The sequence below is a fragment of the Kitasatospora sp. NPDC043950 genome (genome assembly GCF_056435345.1).
This window is the reverse complement of sequence record NZ_JBWKER010000019.1, coordinates 69,104-93,268: the sequence shown is the minus strand read 5'-3', so window position 1 is coordinate 93,268 and position 24,165 is coordinate 69,104. Positions and strand designations below refer to the sequence as shown.

The window sequence follows — 24,165 nt, the reverse complement described above, 5'->3', positions numbered from 1 at the left end:
ACACCTTCCCTCGCGGCCCGCCACTCCCTGACAGGTCCGGTCCGCATTCTGCCCGCTCCCGATCGCTTTCGGTGGGAGGTCCCCACCCCGGCGGCGACCGCCCCACCGCGAACGGCCGCGCCGTCGTTCCCTGGTACGGGAACGACGGCACGGCCGTTCAGCAGCGGCTCAGCGGCCGGCGGGAGTGCTCACTCCCACTCGATGGTGCCCGGCGGCTTGCTGGTGACGTCGACGACGACTCGGTTCACGTCGCGGACCTCGTTGGTGATCCGGGTGGAGATCTTGGCCAGCACGTCGTACGGCAGGCGCGACCAGTCGGCGGTCATGGCGTCCTCGGACGAGACCGGGCGCAGCACGATCGGGTGACCGTAGGTGCGGCCGTCGCCCTGCACGCCCACGCTGCGCACGTCGGCGAGCAGCACGACCGGGCACTGCCAGATCTCGCGGTCCAGGCCGGCCGCGGTCAGCTCCTCGCGGGCGATCGCGTCGGCGTCGCGGAGCAGGTCCAGCCGCTCCTGGGTGACCTCGCCGACGATCCGGATGCCCAGGCCCGGGCCCGGGAACGGCTGGCGCTGGACGATCTCCTCCGGCAGGCCCAGCTCCTGGCCGACCATCCGGACCTCGTCCTTGAACAGCTTGCGCAGCGGCTCGACCAGCTGGAACTGGAGGTCCTCCGGCAGGCCGCCGACGTTGTGGTGGGACTTGATGTTGGCGGTGCCGGTGCCGCCGCCGGACTCCACCACGTCCGGGTACAGGGTGCCCTGGACCAGGAAGTCGACCGACTCGCCGTGCTCGCCGGCCTCGGCGACGATCTCGGCCTGGGCCTGCTCGAAGACCCGGATGAACTCCCGGCCGATGATCTTGCGCTTCTCCTCGGGGTCGGTGACCCCCTTCAGCGCGTTCAGGAAGCGCTCCGCGGCGTCGACCACCTTCAGCTGCACGCCGGTGGCCGCCACGAAGTCCTTCTCGACCTGCTCGGTCTCGCCCTTGCGCATCAGGCCGTGGTCGACGTACACGCAGGTCAGCTTGGAGCCGATGGCCTTGTTGACCAGGGCCGCCGCGACCGCGGAGTCCACGCCGCCGGAGAGGCCGCAGATCGCGCGCTTCTCGCCGACCTGGGCGCGGATCAGCGCGACCTGCTCCTCGACCACGCTGCCGGTGGTCCAGGTCGGGGCGATGCCGGCGCCGCGGTAGAGGAAGTGCTCCAGGATCTGCTGGCCGTGGTCGGAGTGCAGCACCTCGGGGTGGTACTGGACGCCGTAGAGGCGGGCCTCGTCGTTCTCGAAGGCCGCGACCGGGACCACCGCGGTGGACGCGGTGACGGTGAAGCCCTCCGGGGCGGCGGAGCAGGCGTCGCCGTGCGACATCCACACCGAGTGCTCCGCCGGAACGCCCTCGAACAGGGTGGAGCCGGTGCGGCTGACGGTCAGCGGGGTGCGGCCGTACTCGCGGGCGCCGGTGTTGTCGACCGTGCCGCCGAGGATCTTGGCCATCAGCTGGAAGCCGTAGCACATGCCGAAGACCGGGACCCCGGCCTCGAAGATCGCGCGGTCGAGCTGCGGCGCGCCCTCTTCGTAGACCGACGACGGACCGCCGGAGAGGATGATCGCCTTGGGGTTCTTGGCGAGCATCTCGGCGACCGGCATGCTGCTCGGCACGATCTCGCTGTAGACCCGCGCCTCACGCACCCGACGGGCGATGAGCTGGGCGTACTGGGCGCCGAAGTCGACCACCAGGACGGTGTCGTTGTCCGGCGCGGACTGGACGGGAATTGCAGAGGACACAGACGGCCTTCCGGCAGCGGTACGAGAGGTGTCACACCGAACCGCTTCCCCGGCGGGGGCCGCGGCGGCGACGGGTGGGGGTGTCTGGACACCGATTCTACCGGGCTGTCCGGTTTCACTCGTCTGCCCGTCCAAACGACCGTGACCGGGCGGGGCCGCCTTTCGTTGCTTCAGACGACCGTACGACCGCGCCGCGCCCGCCAGACGCGCCGCCTTCGCCCCGGCCAGGGGCGCCGCCGTACGGACTGCAGGACCACGCGTGGAGCTTCATCCCAGTCCACCGGCGCATGTGGCACCGCCGCCCCGGCCCCGCCGGGAGCGCGGTGCCGTGGGACCGTGCGCGGGTGCCGCGGCCGGACAGCAGGGGACAGCGACCCCGGCCGCGACTGGACCGAGAGGTGGGACGGCCGGTCCCCGGGGACGCCCGGGCCGGTCGTCGCACCCCCCGCCGCGAGCCGGGCACACCCGGGCGCACACCCTTCCCCGTCCCGCGCCGCTACGCGCGTCCCCGTGCGCTGCAGCCACCCACACCACTACGCACCGTGATCATCGACGCCTCGCGTCGGCACCTGCCCGCAACCGCCCGACGGGGCGGGGCGAGGCCCGCACCCGTGCCCGGGCCACACCAGGGAGTCGGCACCCGCACCAAATGCGCTGGGCCGAACTGTGCCGAATCGGTTGCAGAGCAAGCCCTTCGTCCAGCACGATGCTGCGTGGAAGCGGTTCTCCCGGCGGCCGGCAGGCTCACCGCGGAGACCCCGACCGCTGCCGCCGCACTGGGCGACAGCCCCGTACGTCACCTCACGCTCCGTGAGCGAAGGCCCGGCGCAGACCTGCGCGCCGACCCGCCGCACCGCGAGCGTGCGCGCCCCGCGCCACCGGCCACCCACGCCGGCCCGCGACGGCGCGACCCCTGAGCCGACCGACCCGACGGCGCCCCTCCCCCGGCGCCGTCACCCCCAGCACCGGCGCAGCCCTGACGCCGCGTGCTGAGCGACAAAGGGCCCCGTTCCCCCGCGGGGCCCTTTGCCCTGTCCGGGCCGCTCCGCCCACGGACGCTCCGCTCAGGGCTGCTCCGCTCGCGGCTGCCCGGCTCAGGGCTGCTTGCGCCAGACGCTCGGATCGACCGGCTCCTCGGCCGGCGAGCCGGGCGGCGGCACCAGCGGCGCGTCGTCCGAGCCGACCACGTCGCCCACCGCCGCCCCGGAGGCGTACGGCTGCGGCTCAGGCCCGGCCCCGTACGGCGCCCCCGGCGACGGCACCGCGCCGTACGGGGGCGCGCCGTACGGGGGCGCGCCGTAGGCGTCCTCGCGGGCCACCGCGCCCCGGCCGCGGACGGCCGCCAGCAGCGGCGGCACCAGCAGCGCGCCGATCGCCGCCCAGACCAGGTTGGCCACCAGCACGCTGGCGAAGCCCAGGCTGATCGAGGTCTCCCGGGACAGCACCGTCTGGTTCGCGAAGGTGTTCCACCCCGGGGTCGCCGAGGACGTCGAGGTCGTCATCAGCGCACCGCCCACCGCCATCAGCGCGGTGAGCGCCACGGCGTGGACGGCCGCCAGCCGGAGCCGGTCGGCCGCGTCCAGCCGCCGCCGGTACGCCGACCAGCCGAGGACGCCCGCCGTGGCGAGGGCCAGCAGGCCGGTCCAGCGCCAGTCGGCGGTCTGGTCGTGCAGGTCGAAGAAGGAGACCTCCATGCTGTCGGGGGTGTCCTGCCAGTCGCCGCCGATCGCGGCCGCCGCGTCGCTCGCCCCGCCGCTCGCCCCGCTGAACGCCTGCAAAGTCGCCCCCGAGCCCAGGCCGAGCAGGCCCAGGCCGAGGTTGGGCAGGAAGGCCGCCGAGACCGGTGTCTGCCAGCCCTCCTCGCTGTTGACCGCGACCAGCACGAAACCCGTCACCGAGGCCAGGCCCAGCGACAGTGCCAGCGCCCGGCCGCCCGTGAGCGCGGCGACCGCCCAGCCGCGCACCGCCCGGCTGCGCCAGGCGGCCCAGCGCAGCGCGTCGGTGCCGTGGACGGCGAAGGCCGTCAGCGCGGCGAGCAGGGCGGTCCAGCCGGTCGCCTCCAGCCAGCCGGAGTCCACGGTGTACGTCACCCCGAGGGCGCGGCCGACGAGGCCGGTGCGCTGCGGCTGCCAGGACGTCCCGCCGGCCAGCCCGAGCAGCGCGGTCACCGCCGCCAGGACCACCGCGGTACGCAGCGCCTCGCCCGCGGCCTGGGCCCGGGTCAGCTGGAGGCCGGCGGCCCGGCGGCGGCGCGCCCCGGTCCGCAGGCCGAGCCAGAGCGCCAGCGCCCACAGCACGGTGACCGTCAGCGGCACCGCCCGGAACAGCGCGTCCATGCCCTCCGCGTCGCCGCGCCGCAACGCGCTGGTGTACCCGAGCTTGAACGGCGCGCCGAGCGCGCTCAGCGCCATCGACAGGGCGGCGCCGAAGCGCTCGCCGAACCCGGGCGCCCGGACCAGGTAGGCGTACTGGTAGTCGCTCGGGATCGCCACGATCAGCGCCGCCAGCAGCAGCACGGCGGTCGGGGCGGCGGCGACCAGGAGCGCCGGGCGCCAGTCCGCGCCGAGCAGCTGGCTCAGCACGGTCGGCCGCCCGGCCCGCGGGTCGTACGGCTGCCCGGCGCCCCAACTGCCCAGCGTGGGCGGCCCGGCGGGCTGCGGGTGGCCCGGGCCGTAGCCGGGCGGCGGGCCGTACCCGGGCGGCGGAGGCGGCGGCGGGTACCCGGGCGCGGCGGACGGCGGACCGTACGCCGGCAGGGGCGGTACGGCTGGCGGTACGGCAGGCGGTACGGCCAGCGGAACGACGGGAGGTACCGCGGGCATGGCGGCCGTCGGCGGGGGCGGCGTCAGCGGCCGCCCGCACGAGACGCACGCGGACGCCCCTTCCACCGATGCCGCGCCGCACGATGCGCAGATGGCCATGGACCGGTTTCCCCCCGCTCGACGAGTTCCTGGTCCCCCAGAAAGCCCGTTTATCCCATCGGATCCGAACGAATGTCAACCGGGTACCGAGCCGGGCGGGTTGGCCCGTCGAGGCCTGCTCAGCCGCGCTTCTTCGGGACCTCCGGGACGGGCAGCAGCGGCAGTCGGAGCGCGCCGAACGCGTCCTCCGGGACGGCCGGCCGGGACGGCGCCACCGGGGCGACCCGCCGGTAGGCCTCGCCCTGGGCCGGGCGGCGGTCCGCCTCGCCCTTGTTGGGCCACATCGACATGGCGCGCTCGGCCTGCGCGGTGATGGTCAGCGAGGGGTTCACCCCGAGGTTGGCGGAGACGGCCGCGCCGTCGACCACGCTGATCCCGGGGTGGCCGTACAGCCGGTGGTAGGGGTCGACCACGCCGGTCTCGGGGGCGTCGCCGATCGGGCAGCCGCCGAGGAAGTGGGCGGTCATCGGGATGTCGAAGATCTCGCCGGCGCTGCTGCCCGCGAAGCCGTTGATCTGCTCGGCCAGCGCCTGGGCGCCCTGTTCGGCGGCCGGGATCCAGGTCGGGTTGGGGGCGCCGTGGCCCTGGGCGGAGGTGAGCCGGCTCTTGCCGAGCAGGTCCTTCTTCAGCGAGACGGTGATCGAGTTGTCCAGCGACTGCATCACCAGGCCGATGATCGTCTTCTCGGACCAGCGGTGCTGGTTCATCGAGCGGGCGAAGGTCACCGGGTGGCGCACCGACCCGCCCAGGTAGCGCAGCCAGCGCGGGGCCCGTCCGCCGCCCTTGACCTGGGCTATCGACAGCGCGCCCATCGCGTTGGAGCCCTTGCCGTAGCGGACCGGCTCGATGTGGGTGCTGGCGTCCGGGTGGATCGAGGAGGTGATCGCCACGCCCTTGGTGAAGTCCACCCGGCTGCCGTAGCGCCGGTCGGTGGTCTGCGCGCCCACCAGCGCCTCGGAGTTGGTGCGGGTCAGCTCGCCGAGCCGGGCGGAGATCCGGGGCAGGTGCCCCCCGTCACGCATCCGGTGCAGCAGCGACTGGGTGCCGTACGTCCCGGCCGCGACCACCACCCGGGCGGCGGTGATGGTCCGCGCGCCCGCCTTCACCCGGTCGGTGCGGGAGCGGGAGTCGGTCCGGCGCACGTCCACCGCGTAGCCGTGGCTCCCGTCGGCTCCGGGGAGCTCCCGGATCCGGGCCACCGTGGTGAGCGGGTGGATCTCGGCGCCGCCCCGCTCGGCCAGGTGCAGGTAGTTCTCGGTGAGCATGTTCTTGGCCCCGTGCCGGCAGCCCGTCATGCACTCGCCGCACTCCACGCAGGCCTTGCGGGCCGGCCCGGCACCGCCGAAGTACGGGTCGGCGACCTCGTCCCCGGGCGCCGCCTTGGCCCTGCCGCCGGCGTCCCGGCCGTCCCCGAAGAAGACCCCGACCGGCGCCATGTGGAAGGTGTCGCCCACCCCCATCTGCTCGGCGGCGGCCTTGAGGTGCACGTCGGAGGGGGTGACGGTCGGGTTGAGCCGGACCCCGAGCATCCGCTGCGCCTGGTCGTAGAACGGCGCCAACTCCTCCTGCCAGTCGGTGATGTGGCGCCACTGGCGGTCCTCGAAGAAGGCCTTCGGCGGCACGTACAGGGTGTTGGCGTAGTTCAGCGAGCCGCCGCCGACCCCGGCGCCGGCCAGGATCAGCACGTTGGCCAGCAGGTGGATCCGCTGGATGCCGTAGAGGCCGAGCTTCGGCGCCCACAGGTAGTTCGGCAGGTCCCAGGAGTTCCTGGGCAGTTCGTCCCGCTCGAAGCGCCGACCGGCCTCCAGGACGGCGACCCGGTAGCCCTTCTCGGTCAGCCTCAGCGCGGCGACCGAACCACCGAAGCCGGAGCCGACCACGACCACGTCGTAGTCGAACTCCGCCGCACCGCCGGACTCCACCATCTGCCACTGCTCCTTCGGGACACGAACCTGACTACGGGACGGGCGGACCTGACTGCGGGACGGGCGAACCTGACTGCGGGACGGAACCTGGCTGCGGGACGGTCGGATCGGACCACCGGCCGGGCCGACTCCGACCCACGGGGACGAACCGCCGGCCCGGGACGGCTACTTGAACCTTCGGCCCGGGACGGCTACTTGAACCGCAGCGCCTTCAGCACCCGCAGCCCGCCGGTCATCACCGCGGCGAACTGCCGGTCGTCCAGCCCGAACGAGGGCGCGATCGGCATCAGCCGCTGGGTCGCGACGGTCTGTGCCTCGGTGAAGCGCAGGATGCCCTCGGCGCCGTGGCGGCGGCCGAGCCCGGAGTCGCCCATGCCGCCCATCGGCGAGCCGATCGAGCCGTACGCGGCCGCGTAGGCCTCGTTGACGTTGACCGTGCCGGTGCGCAGCCGGGCCCCGACCGCCCGGCCGCGCCGGGTGTCCCTGGTCCAGACGCTGGAGTTCAGGCCGTACGGCGTGGAGTTCGCGGCGGCCACCGCCTCGTCGTCGGTGTCGAAGCGGTAGACGGAGACGACCGGGCCGAAGGTCTCCTCGCCGCAGACCGCCATGTCCGGGGTGACCCCGTCGAGGATGGTCGGCTCGAAGAAGTACGGGCCGAGGTCGGGCCGGGCCCGGCCGCCGGCCAGCACGGTGGCGCCCGCCTTGACCGCCTCCTCCACGTGTCGGGTGGTGGTCTCCAGCTGGCGGACGGAGACCAGCGAGCCCATGTCGGCGCCGTAGGCCAGGCCGCCGCCGAGGCGCAGCGCCCGGGTGCGGGCGGCGAAGCGCTCCAGGAAGTCGTCGGCCACCGAGCGGTGCACCAGCAGCCGCTCGATCGAGATGCACAGCTGCCCGGCGGAGGAGAAGCAGGCCCGCACGGCGCCCGCGGCGGCCCGGTCGAGGTCGGCGTCGGAGAGGACCAGCATGGCGTTCTTGCCGCCGAGTTCGAGCGAGGCGCCGACCAGCCGGGCGGCGGCGCGCTGGGCGACCTCCCGGCCGGTGCGGGTGGAGCCGGTGAACGAGACGTAGTCGGCGTGCTCCACCACGGCGGGACCGATCACCGGGCCGTCGCCGATCACGACCTGCCACAGGTCGGCCGGCAGCCCGGCCTCGATCAGCAGCTCGCGGGCCCACAGCGCGGTCAGCGCGGTCTGCGTGTCCGGCTTGTTGACCACGGCGTTGCCTGCCGCGAAGGCGGGCAGGACGTCGCCGACGGACAGCTCCAGCGGGTAGTTCCAGGGCGAGATGTGGCCGACCACGCCCTTGGGCCGGCGGGCCTCGACCGCGTGGGTGAGCACCGGCAGCGCCCCGCCGCGCCGCTTGTCCCGGAGGTAGCCGTGCGCGGCCCGCCCGTAGTGCCGGGCGGCCATGGCGACGGCCAGCACCTCCTCGAAGGCGTGCAGCCGGGCCTTGCCGGTCTCGGCCTGGACGAGGTCCAGCACCTCGTCCTGCCGCTTGAGCAGCAGGTCGTGGAAGCGCAGCAGGACGGCCGCCCGGCGGCGCACCGGCAGCGCGGCCCAGGCCGTCTGGGCGCGGCGGGCCAGTTCGAAGGCGACCTCGACGTCGGCCGGGGTGGACCGCGGCAGGCTCGCCAGCCGCTCGCCGGTCAGCGGGGCGACGGTCTCCACCAGGCTGGGCTCGCCGGTGGCGGTGACGCCGGCGGCCAGCCGGGCGACCAGGGACGGCGGGACGGCCGCCGCGACGGTCCGGCCCCCGCCGGGGGCGGGCGGGTTCCCGGTCGCGGGGTGTTCGGTGGCCGCTGCGCCTGCTGTGAGGTCCGACATACGGCGCAGCCTAGGCGCTCGGCGGCCGGTCCGGTACCCGTCGGTAACAAGAATCTGCCGCGGCCGGGTGGAGCGGGCTCCCCCCGGTCAGCGGGTCGGCGCGAAGTAGTGCAGCACCGCGTTGAAGCGCTGCTCCGCCTCGTTCCACTCGTTGCCCCGGTCCGGGCTGGACGAGTAGATCGCGTAGCTGGTGCCGTCGTCGTCGATGAACTCGGCCTCGACCGCCCGGCGCCGGCCGCCCTCCTTGGCGAGGTAGCTGAACTCCCAGACGGCCGCCTCGTGGCCGTTCACCGCGACGCCGGTCATCTTGTGCTGCTTGTACTCCTTCAGGTTCTTGGAGACGGTGGCCTCCATCTGCCGCAGGTGGTCCAGCGGCTTGACCGACTGGCCGACGGTGACCGCGAACTGCAGGTAGTGCACCTTGTTGTCGGGGCTGTAGTAGACCTGGTTGTCGGGTGTGGCACTGCGCTGCCAGGCCGGGGTGACCGAGGGCAGCGGGAAGCGGAAGCCGGCCGGGTCGTCGACCCAGTGGTAGCCGTTGGGCGCCGCCGGCCCCGGGCTGGCGCCACTGGTGGGGTCCGGGTTGACGGAGGCGGTCGGGACGGGCTCGTCGGCCGTGGAGGCGGCGACGTGCCCGGTGGTGGTGTTCCGGGTGGCGAGGAAGGTCGCGCCGGCCGCCAGCAGGCCGACGGCCACCGCGATCACGACGATCTTCAGGGTGCTGCGGCGCTTGGCCGGCCCGCGCGCGGGCGTGACGGGGTGCGCCACCGGCGCGACCGCTGCGGTGAGCGCCGCCGCCCCGTCGGCCGCGCCCCCGGTGGTGTCCGGAACGGCCCCCGAGCGCACCCCGGTCGGCTCCTCGGCCTCCTCCACCGTCGTCCCCGGCGCGGCCTCCTCCGCGTGGTCCTCCGCCGCCGCCGGGCGCTCGCTGCGGTCCACCACGGGCACCGACTGGGTGGGCGCGCGCAGCGGCGCGACCGACTTCAGGCCGATCGTGTGCCCGGCCTTCACCTCGGCCAGCATCCGGGCGGCCTCGTCCGCGTTCGGCCGCTCGGCCGGGTCCTTGGCCATCAGCGCGGCCAGCACCGGGCCCAGCGGCCCGGCCCGGAGCGGCTCCGGCAGCGGCTCACCCACCACGGCGGCCAGTGTGGTGATCGGCGAGGTCCGGCGGAACGGCGACTGGCCCTCCACCGCGGCGTACAGCGTCGCCCCGAGGCCCCACAGGTCGGAGGCCGGCCCGGGCCGCTCGCCCTGGGCGAGCTCCGGCGCCAGGTAGTCCGGTGAGCCGACCAGATCGCCCGGCCGGGTCAACTCGGCCGAGCCCTCGTACGTCGCGATGCCGAAGTCCAGCAGCACCACCCGCCCGGTGCCGCGCTCCAGCAGCACGTTGGCCGGCTTCACGTCGCGGTGCAGGACGCCGAGCTGGTGGCCGCGGTGCAGTGCGGCGAGCACCTGGCTGCCGACCTCGGCGACGGCGCGCGGCTGCAGGGTGCCGTCCTGGCTGATCACGTCGGCCAGCGAGCGGCCGTCCACCAGCTCCATGACGATCCACGGCCGGCCGTCCTGCTCCAGCACGTCGTGCACCGTGATCACGCCGGGGTGCTTGATCCGGGCGGCCGCGCTGGCCTCCCGCTTCATCCGGGCGTGCAGGATCTGCAGCTCGTCCTCAGGCAGGTGGTTGACGGTCAGTTCCTTGACCGCGACCTCGCGGTTCAGCATCCGGTCCCAGGCCCGCCAGACGGTCCCCATCCCGCCGCGGCCGAGCCGGTCGCCCAGCTCGTACCGCCCGGCCAGCAGCCGCTCCGTCTCGGCCGTCTCCGGCCGGTCCTGCACGCCCATCGGCGACCACTCCCCCTCACATCCGTCTGCCGTCACAGCGACGGAGGGCCTGGTGCAGACCACTGTTCGAACAAATCCCACGCACACATTAGGCGCACCTTGCCAGCCCCGGTAATCACGCTCACCCGTCGGACCGACGGCCCGGGACACTCCGGGGCCGTCAGCCTGCGAACAGCACCACCGCGGTCACTCCCAGCACCAGCAGCAGGAACACGCCCCCGACCAGCAGCGGGCCGAGCAGCGCCGGAGGTATCCGCGGCGGCCGCACCTCGTCCGGCCGCCCGGCGCCCACCCCGGCGCCCACCCCGACGTTCGTACCCACGACGACCTCCGGCCGCCCCCGTCCACCACCCCGCCCGCGCCGACGCCGCACCAGCGGGGCCTCCGGTCTCAGCACCAGCGCCCGCGCCTCCCACTCCTCGTCGACCGGCTCCGGCGCGCCCGCGAGCAGCGCCGCCAGCTCCCAGCGGGCCTCCTCGGCGGTCGGCCGCAGCGAGGGGTCGGGCTGCAGCAGCCGCTCGACCAGCGGCGCCAGCGGCCCGCAGGCCGCGGCGGGCTCCCGCCGCCCGTCCCGGACCGCCGACACCAGCTCCGGCACGCCGCCGTCCGGGAACGGCGAGCGGCCGGTGACCAGCCGCTGCACCAGCACCCCGAGCGCCCAGCAGTCGCCCGCCGGGCCGCCGTCCAGCGGCCAGCGCTCCGCCACCGGGCCGACCAGGGTGGCCCGCACGTCGTACCGGCGGCGCCCGCCCGGGCCGCCGAGGTCCTCGGCCAGCGCCTCCTGCGCCACCCCGGACAGCAGCCCGCCGAGCATCGCCGCGCCGTCCTCGCAGACCAGCACGGACTCGGGGGTCAGGTTCCCGTGGACGAGTCCGTCCTCGTGCAGCGCCCGCAGCGCACCGGCCAGGTCCGCCGCCAGCTCGGCCGCCCGGTAGGGCGGCACCGGTCCGGCCGCCACCAGGTCCGCCAGCGTCATGGCGCCCGGCCGCTCCTCCACCGTCCACAGCAGTTCGCCCTCGACGAAGGCACCGAGCCCGCGCAGCAGCCGGGGGTGCCCGGTCGGCGCGGACGAGCCGACCGCCGCCACCCGGCGGACCAGCCGGTCGGCGTGCGCGGGCACCTCGCCGTCCAGGTCCTGACCGGTGGTCAGCAGCGCGGGCAGCTCCAGGGCGCGCAGCAGCACGGACTCCCCGGTGCGGTCGTCCACCGCCAGGGCCCGCAGGAGTTCGGGACGGTCCGTCAGCCGGTACCGTCCCGCCAGCAATTGCCCCGGGCCGCCTCGCATGCCAGTTCCTCTCGCTCACCGAGCAGCCTACTGAGCGGCTCCTTTACGCTCGGTCCCATGGACTGGACCGATCTGATCGACACCGCCTTCAAGGTGGCGGGAAACAACAGCCAAGCCCATCAGGCCGAGGCCGTGCGCACCGTGGAGGCGGCCGTCATCGACGGCGAGAATCCGGTCGCCTCGACGGCCGGGCGCCATCCCGACCACTTCCGCAAGGGCGTGCTCGTCCTCACGACCCACCGACTGCTCTTTCTCAAGGACGGTAAACCGCCGGTCCCGGTTCCGCTTACGGCGGTCACGGACGCGGCCGTGACCAGGACCAAGCTCAACGGCGACGTGCTCACCGTCGTCGCGCTGACCGGCTCGCACCGGTTCGAGGACGTGGCCAAGGCCGACGTCTTCGCCGAGCAGCTCCGGGAGGCCGCCCGGCTCGCCCGCAAAGCCGCGTCGGCCGCCCGCCCGGCGGCCGACACCGCCCCCGCCGACCTCAGCGCGGGCGACCAACTCCTCGGCCAGCTGGAGCGGTTGGCCGCCCTGCACGCCTCCGGCGCGCTCACCGACGAGGAGTTCACCCGGGCCAAGGCCCGCCTGATCGGCTAGGCCCTGCCCGGCCGGGGCCATGGCCTACGGCGCGGGCTGGAAGCTGGCGAAGGCCGTGTCCCGGGCCTGGGAGTTGGCCGGGGCACCCCAGTCCGCGTCCGGGGTGATCCAGTAGATCGCGTAGCCGTACTTGGCCGGGTTCCCGGTGACGAAGCCCCGGTTGAGCGAGTGCGTGCGCGGCGTGCCGCTGATCCACTCCCAGTCGGCCGCGTTGCTCCACTGCCGGTAGTTGATCGCGGCCAGGTTGACCCGCTGGTAGTTGGTGACCTTCGAACGCAGGCCCGGCTCGGACTCCTGCCAGTCGGCGACGGCGCTGGGACCGGGGCTGGTGGTCCACTCGATGGTCAGGGTACTGCCGTTGCCCTTGAAGATCCGGCGGACGCCCTCCGAACCGGCCGGCTGGAGCCAGTCCGGCAGGACGACCGAGAAGCCGGTCGGGTCCTTGTACTCGTGGTAACCGGCCGGCACGGCGGTCCCCGGAGGGGTCGGGCTCTGCGCGGGGGTGGTGGCGGGCGAGCCGGCGGCCGGCGGGTTCGCCGCGGAGGGGCCGGGCGTGTCGGCCGGTTTGTCGGGGGCCGGCGTGTCGGTGGCCGGCTTCTCCGGGGCGGGCTTGTCGGTGCCCGGCTCCGGCTCCGCGGGCGGAACGGACGCGGTCTGGGTCCCGCTCGGCCCGGTCTCGGGGCCGGTCGAGACCGACGAGGTGGCGCCCGCACCGTTCGCCGACGAGTCGTCCCCGTTCCCGACGGCCTGGAGCACCGCGACCACCCCGGCGATCAGCAGCAAAACCAGCACCACGGTGACGACGGCCAGCCGCCGCCGTCCGTTGCGCGGGTCGGCACCGGCCGCCTGCGTGGCGCCCAGGGTCCACTCGCTGGTCACCGGCCGGATCGGCTCGGCCCCCGGAGCCGGACCCGACGCCGAGCCCGACGCCACCTCCGAGGACGGCGAAGCGGGCTCGGGCGCCGGCTCCACGACGGGCTCCGCCGCGGCGGCGGGCTCCTCGTCCTTGGCCCGGCTGCCCACCCGGACCGTCCCCAGCAGCCCGCCGATGGACCGCTTGCGGCCCTCCTCGGCCTCCGCCGGGGCCTCCTCCGGCTCCACCGCGGCGGTCGGCCGCTCGACCGGCAGCGCGTGCACGGTGGTCGACTCGGCCTTCGAGGTGGCCTCCGCGACGACCCGCTTCAGCATCGACCGGGTCTGCGAGGCGTCCAGCCGCTCGGCCGGGTCCTTGGCGAGCAGCCCCTCGATCACCGGCTGCAGCGCCCCGGCGTTCACCGGAGCGGTCAGCTCCTCCGTCATCACCGCCGTCAGGGTGGCCAGCGCCGAGCCCCGGTCGTACGGCGGCCGGCCCTCGACCATCGCGTACAGCGTGCCGCCCAGCGACCACAGGTCGGCCGGCGGCCCGGGCTTCTGCCCGCGGGCCCGTTCCGGGGATATGTACGAGGGCGCGCCGACCAGCATGCCGGTGGAGGTGACCGAGGCGTCGCCCTCCACGCTGGCGATGCCGAAGTCGGTGAGCACGACCCGGCCGTCGTCGCCGATCAGCACGTTGGACGGCTTGACGTCCCGGTGCAGGATGCCCAGCGCGTGCGCGGCGCTCAGCACGCCGAGCACGTCGAGCGCGATCTCGGCGGCCCGGGCGGGGGCCAGCGGCCCGTCCTCCCGGATGACGTCGGCCAGCGAGCGGGACTCGACCAGCTCCATGACGATCCACGGCCGGTCGTCCTCGTCGACCACGTCGAAGACGGTGACCGCCGAGTTGTGCCGGATCCGGGCGGTGGCCTTGGCCTCGCGCAGCGTCCGGACGATCAGCCGGTGCTTCTCCTCCTCCTCGACGCTGGCGTTCATCCGCAGTTCCTTGACCGCGACGGTCCGCCCCAGCATCTCGTCCTCGGCGCGCCAGACGGTGCCCATGCCGCCGCGCCCGAGCACGCCGTTCAGCCGGTAGCGGCCGGCCAGGAGGCGGCCGGTGGAACCCTGCGCCTGGGTCATTCGGAACGTTCCCCCATGTGCTGCTGGCGGTCGTGGTGACGGCGTGTCGGCCCGGCCTCAGGCCCGAACGCCCAAGTCTCCATCATCCCCTGTCCCCGGGGGCCGGGACCACCCGGCCCCCGCACCCGATCCGGGGCGTGCCGGATCGGGCTCGGCGCTCCGTGCCCGATCTGTGATCGAAAACTCGCCAAGATCTGGCCGGGGCGCTGCTACCGTTCGGCAGCTCATCGTCTTTCCGGGGGGATCCGACGCCCATGACCGCACCCGCACCGGGCGCTGACGGCCAGTCGGGCCGGCCGCGCACCGCCCAGCACTACTCGGTCACACCCACCCTGGATTCCCCCGAGGGCTACGTCGCGCCCGGTATGCCCGGTGTCCCGGTGGCCGGATACCTCCCCGCCGTCCGCTCCCACCGGACGGGCCCGCACCGCCGCACCGCCCTGGCGGTCACCCTCGCCCTCCTCGCCATGCTGCTCGGCGGCCTGGCCTACGGCTGCGCGCCGGCCCGGGCCGCGGACAGCCTCGGCTGGCTGGCCATCGCCCTCGCCGCCCTGGTCGCCTTACCGCTCGGCCGGCTCGGCGGCCGCAGCCGGGTGCTGCCGCTGCTCGGCGCGCTGCTCGCGGCCTGCGCGCTGCTGCTCGGCCAGCTGACCGGCCAGCTCCGCCGGGTGCACGCGGCCGGCCCCGGCCCGCGCGGCCTGCCGCACGACGCCCTGGCGCACTGGCGCGCCGAGCTGCGCGCGCTCGACCTCGCCTTCTACGGCATCGCCCTGGTCGGCGGCTTCCTCCTCACCCGCCGCACCGCCAACCGCGGCTGACTCCGGTCCGGACAGCCCGAGGCCCCCGCCGGCGGAACCGACGGGGGCCTTCACCACGACGCGTCTCAGCGGTGGTTGAGCGCCGGGTTGACGGTCACCTCGACCCGCTGGAACTCCTTGAGCTCGGTGTAGCCGGTGGTGGCCATCGCGCGGCGCAGCGCGCCGAACAGGTTCATGGTGCCGTCGGGGGTGTGCGAGGGACCGGTCAGGATCTCCTCGGTGGTGCCGACCGTGCCGAGGTCCACCCGCTTGCCGCGCGGCAGCTCCTCGTGGACGGCCTCCATGCCCCAGTGGAAGCCCTTGCCGGGCGCGTCGGTGGCGCGGGCCAGCGCGGCACCGATCATCACCGCGTCGGCGCCGCAGGCGACGGCCTTCGGGATGTCGCCGCTGTAGCCGACGCCGCCGTCCGCGATCACGTGCACGTAGCGACCGCCGGACTCGTCCATGTAGTCCCGGCGGGCGGCGGCCACGTCGGCGACGGCGGTGGCCATCGGCACCTGGATGCCGAGGACGCCCCGGGTGGTGTGGGCGGCGCCGCCGCCGAAGCCGACCAGCACGCCGGCCGCGCCGGTGCGCATCAGGTGCAGGGCCGCGGTGTACGTGGCGCAGCCGCCGACGATCACCGGGACGTCCAGCTCGTAGATGAACTGCTTGAGGTTGAGCGGCTCCGCGCCGCTGGACACGTGCTCGGCCGAGACGGTGGTGCCGCGGATGACGAAGACGTCGACGCCGGCGTCCACGACGGCCTTGGAGAACTCGGCGGTGCGCTGCGGCGAGAGCGCGGCGGCGGTGACCACACCGGAGTCGCGGACCTCCTGGATCCGCTGCTTGATCAGCTCAGCGCGGATCGGCGCGGCGTAGATCTCCTGGAGGCGGCGGGTCGCGGCGGCCTCGTCGGTGATCGTGGCGATCTCGTCGAGCAGCGGCTGCGGGTCCTCGTAGCGGGTCCAGAGGCCTTCCAGGTTCAGCACGCCGAGGCCGCCGAGGCGGCCGATGGCGATGGCCTGCTGCGGCGAGACCACGCTGTCCATCGGGGCGGCCAGGAACGGCAGCTCGAAGCGGTAGGCGTCGATCTGCCAGGCGATCGAGACCTCCTTCGGGTCCCGGGTACGGCGGCTGGGGACGACGGCGATGTCGTCGAAGGAGTACGCCCGTCGGCCGCGCTTGCCTCGCCCGATCTCGATCTCAGTCACTTCGAGCCCTTCTGGTTTGTTGCTCATGCCCGCCGGGTCACCCCGGCCGCCCCCAGTATCCCGCACCCCGGTTGCCTCGCGCGCTCGCCTCCGGGGCGCGGGGCCCACCCCGGCGGCCCGCCCCCGCTCCCGGGCGCGCCGAAGGGCCCGGCGCCGGGGTGCGGCGACGGGCCCTCGATGTCCGCGGACTCAGCGGTTGGAGTAGTTCGGCGCCTCGACGGTCATCTGGATGTCGTGCGGGTGGCTCTCCTTGAGGCCCGCCGAGGTGATCCGGACGAAGCGGCCCTTGCTCTCCATCTCGGCGATGGTGGCGGCGCCGACGTAGCCCATGGTCTGGCGCAGGCCGCCGACCAGCTGGTGCAGCACGGCCGACAGCGGGCCGCGGTAGGGCACCTGGCCCTCGATGCCCTCGGGGACGAGCTTGTCGTCCGAGGCCACCTCGGCCTGGAAGTAGCGGTCCTTGGAGTACGAGCGCCCCTGGCCGCGGGACTGCATCGCGCCCAGCGAGCCCATGCCGCGGTAGGACTTGAACTGCTTGCCGTTGATGAACATCAGCTCACCCGGGGACTCCTCGCAGCCGGCCAGCAGCGAGCCCAGCATCACGGTGTCGGCGCCGGCGGCCAGCGCCTTGCCGATGTCGCCGGAGTACTGGAGACCGCCGTCGCCGATGACCGGCACGCCGGCCGCCTGACAGGCCACCGCGGCCTCGTAGATGGCGGTGATCTGCGGGACGCCGATGCCGGCGACCACGCGGGTGGTGCAGATGGAGCCGGGGCCGACGCCGACCTTGACGCCGTCCACGCCGGCGTCGATCAGCGCCTGGGCGCCGTCACGGGTGGCCACGTTGCCGCCGACCACGTCGATCCCGACGGCCGACTTGATCTTGCCGATCCAGGCCAGCGCGTTGTGGCTGTGGCCGTGCGAGGTGTCCACGACCAGGAAGTCCGCACCGGCCTCGACCAGGGCCTGGGCCCGGTCGAACGCCTCGGCGCTGGCACCGACGGCGGCACCGACCAGCAGACGGCCCTCGGCGTCCTTGGCGGCGTTCGGGTACTGCTCGGCCTTGACGAAGTCCTTGACGGTGATCAGGCCCTTGATCCGGCCCTCGTCGTCGACCAGCGGCAGCTTCTCGATCTTGTGGCGGCGCAGCAGCGCCATCGCGTCCACCCCGGAGATGCCGACCTTGCCGGTGATCAGCGGCATCGGGGTCATGATCTCGCGGACCTGGCGGCTGCGGTCCGACTCGAAGGCCATGTCACGGTTGGTGACGATGCCGAGCAGCTTGCCGGCCTCGTCCGCGATCGGCACGCCGGAGATGCGGAACTTGGCGCACAGCGCGTCGGCCTCGGCCAGCGTGGTGTTCGGGCCGACCGTGATCGGGTCGGTGACCATGCCGGACTCGGAGCGCTTCACCAGGTCGACCTGGTTGGCCTGGTCCTCGACCGACAGGTTGCGGTGCAGCACGCCGACGCCGCCCTGGCGGGCCATCGAGATCGCCATCCGCGCCTCGGTGACCTTGTCCATCGCGGCGGAGAGCAGCGGGATGTTGACGCGCACGTTCCGGGAGACCCGCGAGGAGGTGTCGACCTGGTTCGGCAGCACCGCGGAGGCCCCGGGCAGCAGCAGGACGTCATCGAACGTGAGCCCGAGCATGGCGAACTTCTCGGGTACGCCTGCGGCGTTGTAAGACATTTGGGGGGTACCTTCCGTGGCCGGCCTATTCCGCTCACGCCCTGAGGGTGGGGCGCGTTCATCGCTCACTCGCAGCAGACCGCCGAAGCCGGGTGGTTTTGGAGGAACCTCCAGGGGAACCCCGCGCGCACCCGCGAAACTTTGGCAACCCGCCCAGGCGCCGATACCCCATGGTACTGGCACCGCGAATGTGTCCTCGTGTGCCCTTGACAACACCGGCCCCCCGTGGCTCATTCCGGCCGGTCAGGGCTTCAGGAGGACTCCTCCGCCAGCGCCCGCAGCCGGCTGAGCGCCCGGTGCTGCGCCACCCGGACGGCGCCCGGGGACATCCCCAGCACCTCGCCGGTCTCCTCCGCCGACAGCCCGGCGGCCACCCGCAGCAGCACCAGTTCGCGCTGACGGGCCGGCAGGTTGGAGAGCAGTTCCTTGGCCCAGGCCGCGTCGCTGCTCAGCAGCGCCTGCTCCTCCGGGCCGAGCGCCTCGTCCGGCACCTCCGGCAGGTCGTCCTGCGGAACGACCGTCGAGCCGGGCCCGCGCATCGCGGCCCGCTGCAGATCGGCGATCTTGTGCGCGGCGATGCCGTAGACGAAGGCCTCGAACGGCCGCCCCTGGTCCTTGTACCGGGGCAGCGCGCACAGCACCGCGACGCAGACCTCCTGCGCGACGTCGTCCACGTGGTGCCGGGCGCCGCCGGGCAGCCGGACCAGCCGGCCGCGGCAGTAGCGCAGCGCCAGCGGATGGACGTAGGCGAGCAGGGCGTCGATGGCCGGGCCCTCACCGCGGACGGCGGCCGCGACGAGCTCGCCCACCAGCGGGGAACCGCCCGCGCCGAGCACCGGCGGTCGACCGGGGCCGGGCACCGCGCCGGGGCCGCCGGGGTCGGCGTACGACGGATCGCCACCCGGGCCGGAGGGCTCGGCCTCCACCGGGTCCGCCTGGCCGGCCGCACCGGCGACGTCGTCACGCATCGGTCCATGGTGCCTGGTCGAGCGGGAAAACGCGGCACCGCGTCCGGAGTTGTGCACCGGAACGTTATGCGCTGCGGCGCCGTACGGCGTGCCGCCGCGCACCACCGGCCCCTCCTGCACCGTGCCGCCTCCCGCCCCGCCGCCGTCGGTGGTCCCGTCCTTCGCGCCGTCCGCCGCATGTCCCGCGGCCGTGTGGTTCGCCGCAGTGCCTGTCCGCTGGTCCCCGAGGTGCTCCACTCCTCCATGGTGCAACCTCGGGACCGTAACGTCACACGCCCGGACGGCGTCCGTCCCGGGAACCGCCGGCGGCGCGCCGCAGCCGGCGGCGCCACCGGCGGTCAGCGGACCAGGCCCCAGCGGAAACCCAGCGCCACCGCGTGCGCGCGGTCGGAGGCCCCGAGCTTCTTGAACAGCCGTCGGGCGTGGGTCTTGACGGTGTCCTCGGACAGGAACAGCTCGCGGCCGATCTCGGCGTTGCTGCGGCCGTGGCTCATGCCCTCCAGCACCTGGATCTCACGCGCCGTCAACGTGGGCGCCGCGCCCATGTCGGGGCTGCGCAGCCGGCGCGGGGCGAGCCGCCAGGTCGGGTCGGCGAGGGCCTGGGTGACGGTGGCCCGCAGCTCGGCGCGCGAGGCGTCCTTGTGCAGGTACCCGCGGGCGCCCGCGGCCACCGCGAGCGCGACCCCGTCGAGGTCCTCGGCGACGGTGAGCATGATGATCCGCGCGCCCGGATCGGCGGACAGCAGCCGCCGGACCGTCTCGACCCCGCCGAGGCCGGGCATCCGGACGTCCATCAGAACGAGATCGGAGCGGTCGGCCACCCAGCGGCGGAGGACCTCCTCCCCGTTCGTCGCGGTGGTGACCCGGTCCACACCGGGTACGGTCGCGACCGCGCGGCGAAGCGCCTCGCGGGCGAGCGGGGAATCGTCGCAAACGAGAACGGAAGTCATGACCGTCGTCCTCCGCAGCTGATCCGCGTCACGTTGAGCCTCCTGGCTGGTACGAACCTCTCCGACACGGCCGATCGGCGACAGAGTCCGTGCTGATCGCCTCAAATTCCGCGCGATCGTTCCCGACGTCCGGCGCCCGCTAACCGCCTCCGCACTTCCAACGACCGTCACTCGAATGAGTTACGGCCTTCGGGGCCATCTCCACCACTGTACGTGGCCAACCCATTACCGATCAGCCGCATCGCGGTGCACACGCCGCACTTTTCCCCAGCTCGCGCGCGGTGGGCGCACGACCCGCACACCGGTGCGGAGTGTCGCGCGCCCGTCGGCCACCCGAATGCCACGCCCGCGCCCGCCGAACCCCTTGCCCACTTTGCCCGTTTTTATAGCTTTCGTATGGTCATTGACTGTTGTGCCACTCTGTGGGTGACTTGTCCATGGAGTTGCCGTAAGTCATATTTCCAGGTGTCCACACCAGTGCATCGACGCCCGCCGTGCCGCCCAGCAGCAGCCCGCTGAGCGCCGGCCCACGGCCGACGAGCCTCTGAAGGGAATGAGCCATGGCAGATTTCTCCCGCCTCCCAGGTCCCAACGCGGACCTCTGGGACTGGCAGCTCTCCGCAGCCTGCCGTGGCGTGGACAGTTCGCTCTTCTTCCACCCCGAGGGCGAACGCGGGGCCGCGCGGAGTTCGCGCGAGGCCAGTGCCAAGGAGGTCTGCATGCGCTGCCCGGTGATCACCGAGTGCGCGGCGCACGCGCTGGCGGTCCGCGAGCCGTACGGCGTCTGGGGTGGGATGACCGAGGACGAGCGCGAGGAGATGCTGGGGCGTTCGCGGCACCGGCTGGTGGAGGTCCCGCTGACCCCGCCGGCGATCGCCCGGCGCTAGCCCCGCCTCCACGGCGCGCCGTGAAGAAACGTTTCCTCTCGGCGTCCCGGGCTGTTCAAGCCCAGTCCAGAACGCTCAGGCCCCAGAGGTCAGCGCCCGGCCGACCCCGCCAGCCGCTCCAGCATCAGCGCCACGGCCGGCACCTCGGCCAGATCCGGCAGGGTCAGCGCGACCACCTGCCGCACCGCCGGCGCCCCCGCGGCCGTCCGCACCGGCACCGTCGACACCCCGTCCGGGCGCACCGACTCCAGCGCCAGCCGGGGCAGCACCGCCACCCCCAGCCCGGCCGCCACCAGGCCGACCACTGCCGGATAGTCGTCGGTCGCGAAGTCGATCCGGGGCTCGAAGCCCGCCCCCGCGCACAGCTCCACCAGGTGCCCCCGGCACTGCGGGCAGCCCGCGATCCACTGCTCCCCCGCCAGCTCGGCCAGCTCCACCGGCCTGCCGCGCCCCGCCAGCCGGTGCGCGGCGGGCAGCAGGCCCACCAGCGGGTCGTCCAGCAGCGGGGTGACCACCAGATCGGACCAGTCGGAGCCGGCGCTCAGCTGCTGCGCCTCCAGGTTGGCCTCGGCCCGCGCCTCGCGCGGCGTCCCGTGCGCGGGCGCCGGCAGCGCGGCGCCGCCGTCGGACTGCGGGTAGCGGAAGGCCAGCGCGATCTCGCACTCGCCGCCGCGCAGCATCGCCAGCGACTCCGGCGGCTCCGCCTCGACCAGCGACACGCGCACCCCCGGATGGCTGTCCCGCAGCCGGGCGACCGCGGGCGGCACCAGGGTGGAGCTCGCGGTCGGGAAGGAGACCAGCCGCACCCGCCCGGCCCGCAGCCCGGCGATCGCGGCGATCTCCTCCTCGGCCGCGGAGAGCCCGGCCAGGATCCCGGTGGCGTGCTTGAGCAACACCCGCCCCGCCTCGCTGAGCTGCATGCCCCGGCCGGAGCGGACCACCAGCGGGGTGTCCACCGACTTCTCCAGGGCCTTCATCTGCTGGCTGATGGCGGGCTGCGTACAGCCCAGCTCGCGGGCGGCGGCGGAGAAGGAGCCGGTGCGGGCGACGGCACGCAGAACGCGCAGGTGACGGGCCTCGATCATGCCTCAGTTATAAGGCAATCTTTGCCAATGGCAAAATTCTGCTGATGATTGAAGCCTCAAACGCCAAACACGCCGGAGGCCCGGCCGCACCCCGAGGGGCGCGGACCGGGCCTCCGGTCGACCGTCAGGCGTCAGTGCGAGTGGCCGTGACCGTGGCCGTGGCCCGCCTCGGCCTCCTCTTCCTTCTTCTCCACCACGAGGGTCTCGGTGGTGAGCAGCAGGGAGGCGATCGAGGCCGCGTTCTCCAGGGCGGAGCGGGTGACCTTGACCGGGTCGATGACGCCGGCCTTCACCAGGTCGCCGTACTCGCCGGTGGCCGCGTTGTAGCCCTGGCCGATCTCCAGCTCGGCGACCTTGGAGGTGATGACGTAGCCCTCCAGGCCGGCGTTCTGGGCGATCCAGCGCAGCGGCTCGTGCAGCGCCTTGCGGACCACCGCGACACCGGTCGCCTCGTCACCCGACAGGCCCAGGCCGCCGTCCAGCACCTTGGCGGCGTGCACCAGGGAGGCGCCGCCACCGGCGACGATGCCCTCCTCGACCGCGGCACGGGTCGCCGAGATGGCGTCCTCCAGGCGGTGCTTGCGCTCCTTCAGCTCCACCTCGGTGGCGGCGCCGACCTTGATGACGCAGACGCCGCCGGCCAGCTTGGCCAGGCGCTCCTGCAGCTTCTCGCGGTCCCAGTCGGAGTCGGTGGCGGCGATCTCACCCTTGATCTGGGCGACGCGGCCGGCCACGGCCTCGGTGTCACCGGCACCGTCGACGACGGTGGTCTCGTCCTTGGTGATGGTCACGCGGCGGGCGGTGCCCAGCACGTCCACGCCGACCTGGTCGAGCTTGAGGCCGACCTCCTCGGAGATGACCGTGCCGCCGGTCAGGGTGGCCAGGTCGCCGAGGATCGCCTTGCGGCGGTCGCCGAAGCCCGGGGCCTTGACGGCGACCGCGTTGAAGGTGCCGCGGATCTTGTTCACCACGAGGGTGGACAGCGCCTCGCCGTCGACGTCCTCGGCGATGATCAGCAGCGGCCGGGAGGCACCGCCCTGGAGGATCTTCTCCAGCAGCGGCAGCAGCTCCTGGATGGAGGAGATCTTGCCCTGGTTGATCAGGATGTACGGGTCCTCCAGGACCGCCTCCTGCCGCTCCGCGTCGGTGACGAAGTACGGCGACAGGTAGCCCTTGTCGAACTGCATGCCCTCGGTGAAGTCCAGCTCCACGCCGAAGGTGTTCGACTCCTCGACGGTGATGACACCGTCCTTGCCGACCTTGTCGATCGCCTCGGCGATCAGCTCGCCGACCTGGGTGTCCTGGGCGGAGAGGGACGCGACGGCGGCGACGTCGTCCTTGCCCTCGATCTCGCGGGCCACCGAGAGCAGGTGCTCGGAGACGGCGGCGACGGCCTTGTCGATGCCCTTCTTCAGGGCGGCCGGGCCGGCACCGGCGGCGACGTTGCGCAGACCCTCGTTGACCAGGGCCTGGGCCAGCACGGTGGCGGTGGTGGTGCCGTCACCCGCGACGTCGTTGGTCTTGGTGGCGACCTCCTTGACGAGCTGCGCGCCAAGGTTCTCGTACGGGTCATCCAGCTCGACCTCACGGGCGATGGTGACACCGTCGTTGGTGATGGTCGGGGCGCCGAACTTCTTGTCGATGACGACGTTGCGGCCCTTGGGGCCGATGGTCACCTTGACGGTGTCGGCCAGCTTGTTGACACCGCGCTCCAGCGAGCGGCGGGCGTCCTCGTTGAACTGCAGGATCTTCGCCATGTTCCCTATTCCCTCGGGGCTTCGGCCGGCCCACCGGCCGCCGGACTACGTGAACCAACAACCACGCCCCGGGCCCCTGTCACTTGGGACACGGATCCGGGGCGGGTCGGAACGACTTACTTCTCGATGATGGCGAGAACGTCGCGGGCGGAAAGAACCAGGTACTCCTCGCCCTGGTACTTCACCTCGGTGCCGCCGTACTTCGAGTACAGGACGATGTCACCGACGGCGACGTCGAGCGGCAGACGCTGGCCGTCCTCGAAGCGGCCCGGGCCGACGGCCAGGACGACGCCCTCCTGGGGCTTCTCCTTGGCGGTGTCCGGGATAACCAGGCCGGAGGCCGTGGTGGTCTCGGCGTCGAGCGGCTGGACCACGATGCGGTCCTCAAGCGGCTTGATGGCAACCTTGCTGCTGGTGGTCACGTCCGAGCTCCCCTTCGGAGATTACGGGGTTTCTAACGGGTAGGAGCGAACCTGTGGGCCTGCCGTCGCGGGGGTCAGGCACACGTCTTCGCGTTAGCACTCCCCCAGTGGGGAGTGCCAAGGACGACCATAGGCCGGTGTTAGCACTCAGTCAACCAGAGTGCCAACGGCGCGCCCGGGCATCCCGAACCGCGGGCGCGGAGCCGTACTCCTGTGCGACCACC

The 24,165-nt window shown here is 73.7% G+C and carries 17 protein-coding genes; 3 read left to right on the top strand and 14 right to left on the bottom strand.

The genetic code is table 11. The features are described from left to right. Window positions 1-188 precede the first annotated feature (188 nt). The 6 genes from guaA to AC07BF_RS15355 all read right to left on the bottom strand — a co-directional run bounded on the left by guaA (window position 189) and on the right by AC07BF_RS15355 (window position 11,577). Window positions 189-1,784 (bottom strand): glutamine-hydrolyzing GMP synthase, encoded by a 1,596-nt coding sequence (guaA, locus tag AC07BF_RS15380; protein WP_363580166.1) that lies wholly within the window; start codon window positions 1,782-1,784, stop codon window positions 189-191. Between the two features lie 1,094 nt (window positions 1,785-2,878). After that, window positions 2,879-4,606 (bottom strand): hypothetical protein, encoded by a 1,728-nt coding sequence (locus tag AC07BF_RS15375; RefSeq protein ID WP_478333451.1) that lies wholly within the window; start codon window positions 4,604-4,606, stop codon window positions 2,879-2,881. A gap of 218 nt (window positions 4,607-4,824) precedes the next feature. Beyond that, complete coding sequence (locus tag AC07BF_RS15370) at window positions 4,825-6,630, bottom strand: GMC family oxidoreductase (RefSeq protein WP_363580162.1); 1,806 nt, start codon at window positions 6,628-6,630, stop codon at window positions 4,825-4,827. 191 nt (window positions 6,631-6,821) lie between these two features. Beyond that, window positions 6,822-8,453, bottom strand: coding sequence for a succinic semialdehyde dehydrogenase (locus AC07BF_RS15365; RefSeq protein WP_363580160.1), 1,632 nt, complete (start codon window positions 8,451-8,453; stop codon window positions 6,822-6,824). A gap of 87 nt (window positions 8,454-8,540) precedes the next feature. Beyond that, window positions 8,541-10,292, bottom strand: a complete 1,752-nt coding sequence (locus tag AC07BF_RS15360) for a serine/threonine-protein kinase (RefSeq protein WP_478333450.1) — start codon at window positions 10,290-10,292, stop codon at window positions 8,541-8,543. A gap of 160 nt (window positions 10,293-10,452) precedes the next feature. After that, window positions 10,453-11,577 (bottom strand): protein kinase domain-containing protein, encoded by a 1,125-nt coding sequence (locus tag AC07BF_RS15355; RefSeq protein ID WP_363630704.1) that lies wholly within the window; start codon window positions 11,575-11,577, stop codon window positions 10,453-10,455. Window positions 11,578-11,634: 57 nt separating this feature from the next. On the opposite strand from AC07BF_RS15355, the gene AC07BF_RS15350 reads away from it, so the two are divergent. Next, window positions 11,635-12,177, top strand: coding sequence for an SHOCT domain-containing protein (locus AC07BF_RS15350; RefSeq protein ID WP_363630702.1), 543 nt, complete (start codon window positions 11,635-11,637; stop codon window positions 12,175-12,177). A 24-nt stretch (window positions 12,178-12,201) separates the two neighbouring features. On the opposite strand, the gene AC07BF_RS15345 is transcribed toward AC07BF_RS15350, so the two are convergent. Beyond that, window positions 12,202-14,169, bottom strand: a complete 1,968-nt coding sequence (locus tag AC07BF_RS15345) for a serine/threonine-protein kinase (RefSeq protein ID WP_400809113.1) — start codon at window positions 14,167-14,169, stop codon at window positions 12,202-12,204. A 254-nt stretch (window positions 14,170-14,423) separates the two neighbouring features. Between AC07BF_RS15345 and AC07BF_RS15340 the strand changes: the two genes are divergently transcribed. Beyond that, the gene (locus tag AC07BF_RS15340) at window positions 14,424-14,987 is read left to right on the top strand and encodes a hypothetical protein (RefSeq protein WP_478333449.1); all 564 of its coding nucleotides are present in this window, start codon (window positions 14,424-14,426) and stop codon (window positions 14,985-14,987) included. A 65-nt stretch (window positions 14,988-15,052) separates the two neighbouring features. Here AC07BF_RS15340 and AC07BF_RS15335 read toward each other — a convergent pair whose 3' ends face one another. The 4 genes from AC07BF_RS15335 to AC07BF_RS15320 all read right to left on the bottom strand — a co-directional run bounded on the left by AC07BF_RS15335 (window position 15,053) and on the right by AC07BF_RS15320 (window position 19,790). Further along, window positions 15,053-16,180, bottom strand: a complete 1,128-nt coding sequence (locus tag AC07BF_RS15335) for a GuaB3 family IMP dehydrogenase-related protein (RefSeq protein ID WP_063348999.1) — start codon at window positions 16,178-16,180, stop codon at window positions 15,053-15,055. Between the two features lie 189 nt (window positions 16,181-16,369). Further along, window positions 16,370-17,872, bottom strand: coding sequence for an IMP dehydrogenase (gene guaB / locus AC07BF_RS15330; protein WP_063348998.1), 1,503 nt, complete (start codon window positions 17,870-17,872; stop codon window positions 16,370-16,372). 251 nt (window positions 17,873-18,123) lie between these two features. Further along, complete coding sequence (gene shbA, locus AC07BF_RS15325; RefSeq protein WP_079135824.1) at window positions 18,124-18,840, bottom strand: RNA polymerase sigma factor ShbA; 717 nt, start codon at window positions 18,838-18,840, stop codon at window positions 18,124-18,126. Between the two features lie 338 nt (window positions 18,841-19,178). Next, window positions 19,179-19,790, bottom strand: a complete 612-nt coding sequence (locus AC07BF_RS15320) for a response regulator transcription factor (protein WP_014136228.1) — start codon at window positions 19,788-19,790, stop codon at window positions 19,179-19,181. A gap of 560 nt (window positions 19,791-20,350) precedes the next feature. Between AC07BF_RS15320 and AC07BF_RS15315 the strand changes: the two genes are divergently transcribed. Further along, window positions 20,351-20,677, top strand: a complete 327-nt coding sequence (locus AC07BF_RS15315; RefSeq protein ID WP_063348997.1) for a WhiB family transcriptional regulator — start codon at window positions 20,351-20,353, stop codon at window positions 20,675-20,677. Between the two features lie 89 nt (window positions 20,678-20,766). On the opposite strand, the gene AC07BF_RS15310 is transcribed toward AC07BF_RS15315, so the two are convergent. From AC07BF_RS15310 to groES, 3 genes are all read right to left on the bottom strand, one after another. After that, window positions 20,767-21,762: a LysR family transcriptional regulator gene (locus tag AC07BF_RS15310; RefSeq protein WP_363580148.1), complete on the bottom strand. Its 996-nt coding sequence runs from the start codon at window positions 21,760-21,762 to the stop codon at window positions 20,767-20,769. 131 nt (window positions 21,763-21,893) lie between these two features. Continuing rightward, the gene (gene groL / locus AC07BF_RS15305; protein WP_063348995.1) at window positions 21,894-23,519 is read right to left on the bottom strand and encodes a chaperonin GroEL; all 1,626 of its coding nucleotides are present in this window, start codon (window positions 23,517-23,519) and stop codon (window positions 21,894-21,896) included. A gap of 116 nt (window positions 23,520-23,635) precedes the next feature. Further along, entirely contained in the window at window positions 23,636-23,941 is a 306-nt protein-coding gene (gene groES / locus AC07BF_RS15300) for a co-chaperone GroES (protein WP_014136232.1), read from the bottom strand. Between the last annotated feature and the right edge of the window lie 224 nt (window positions 23,942-24,165).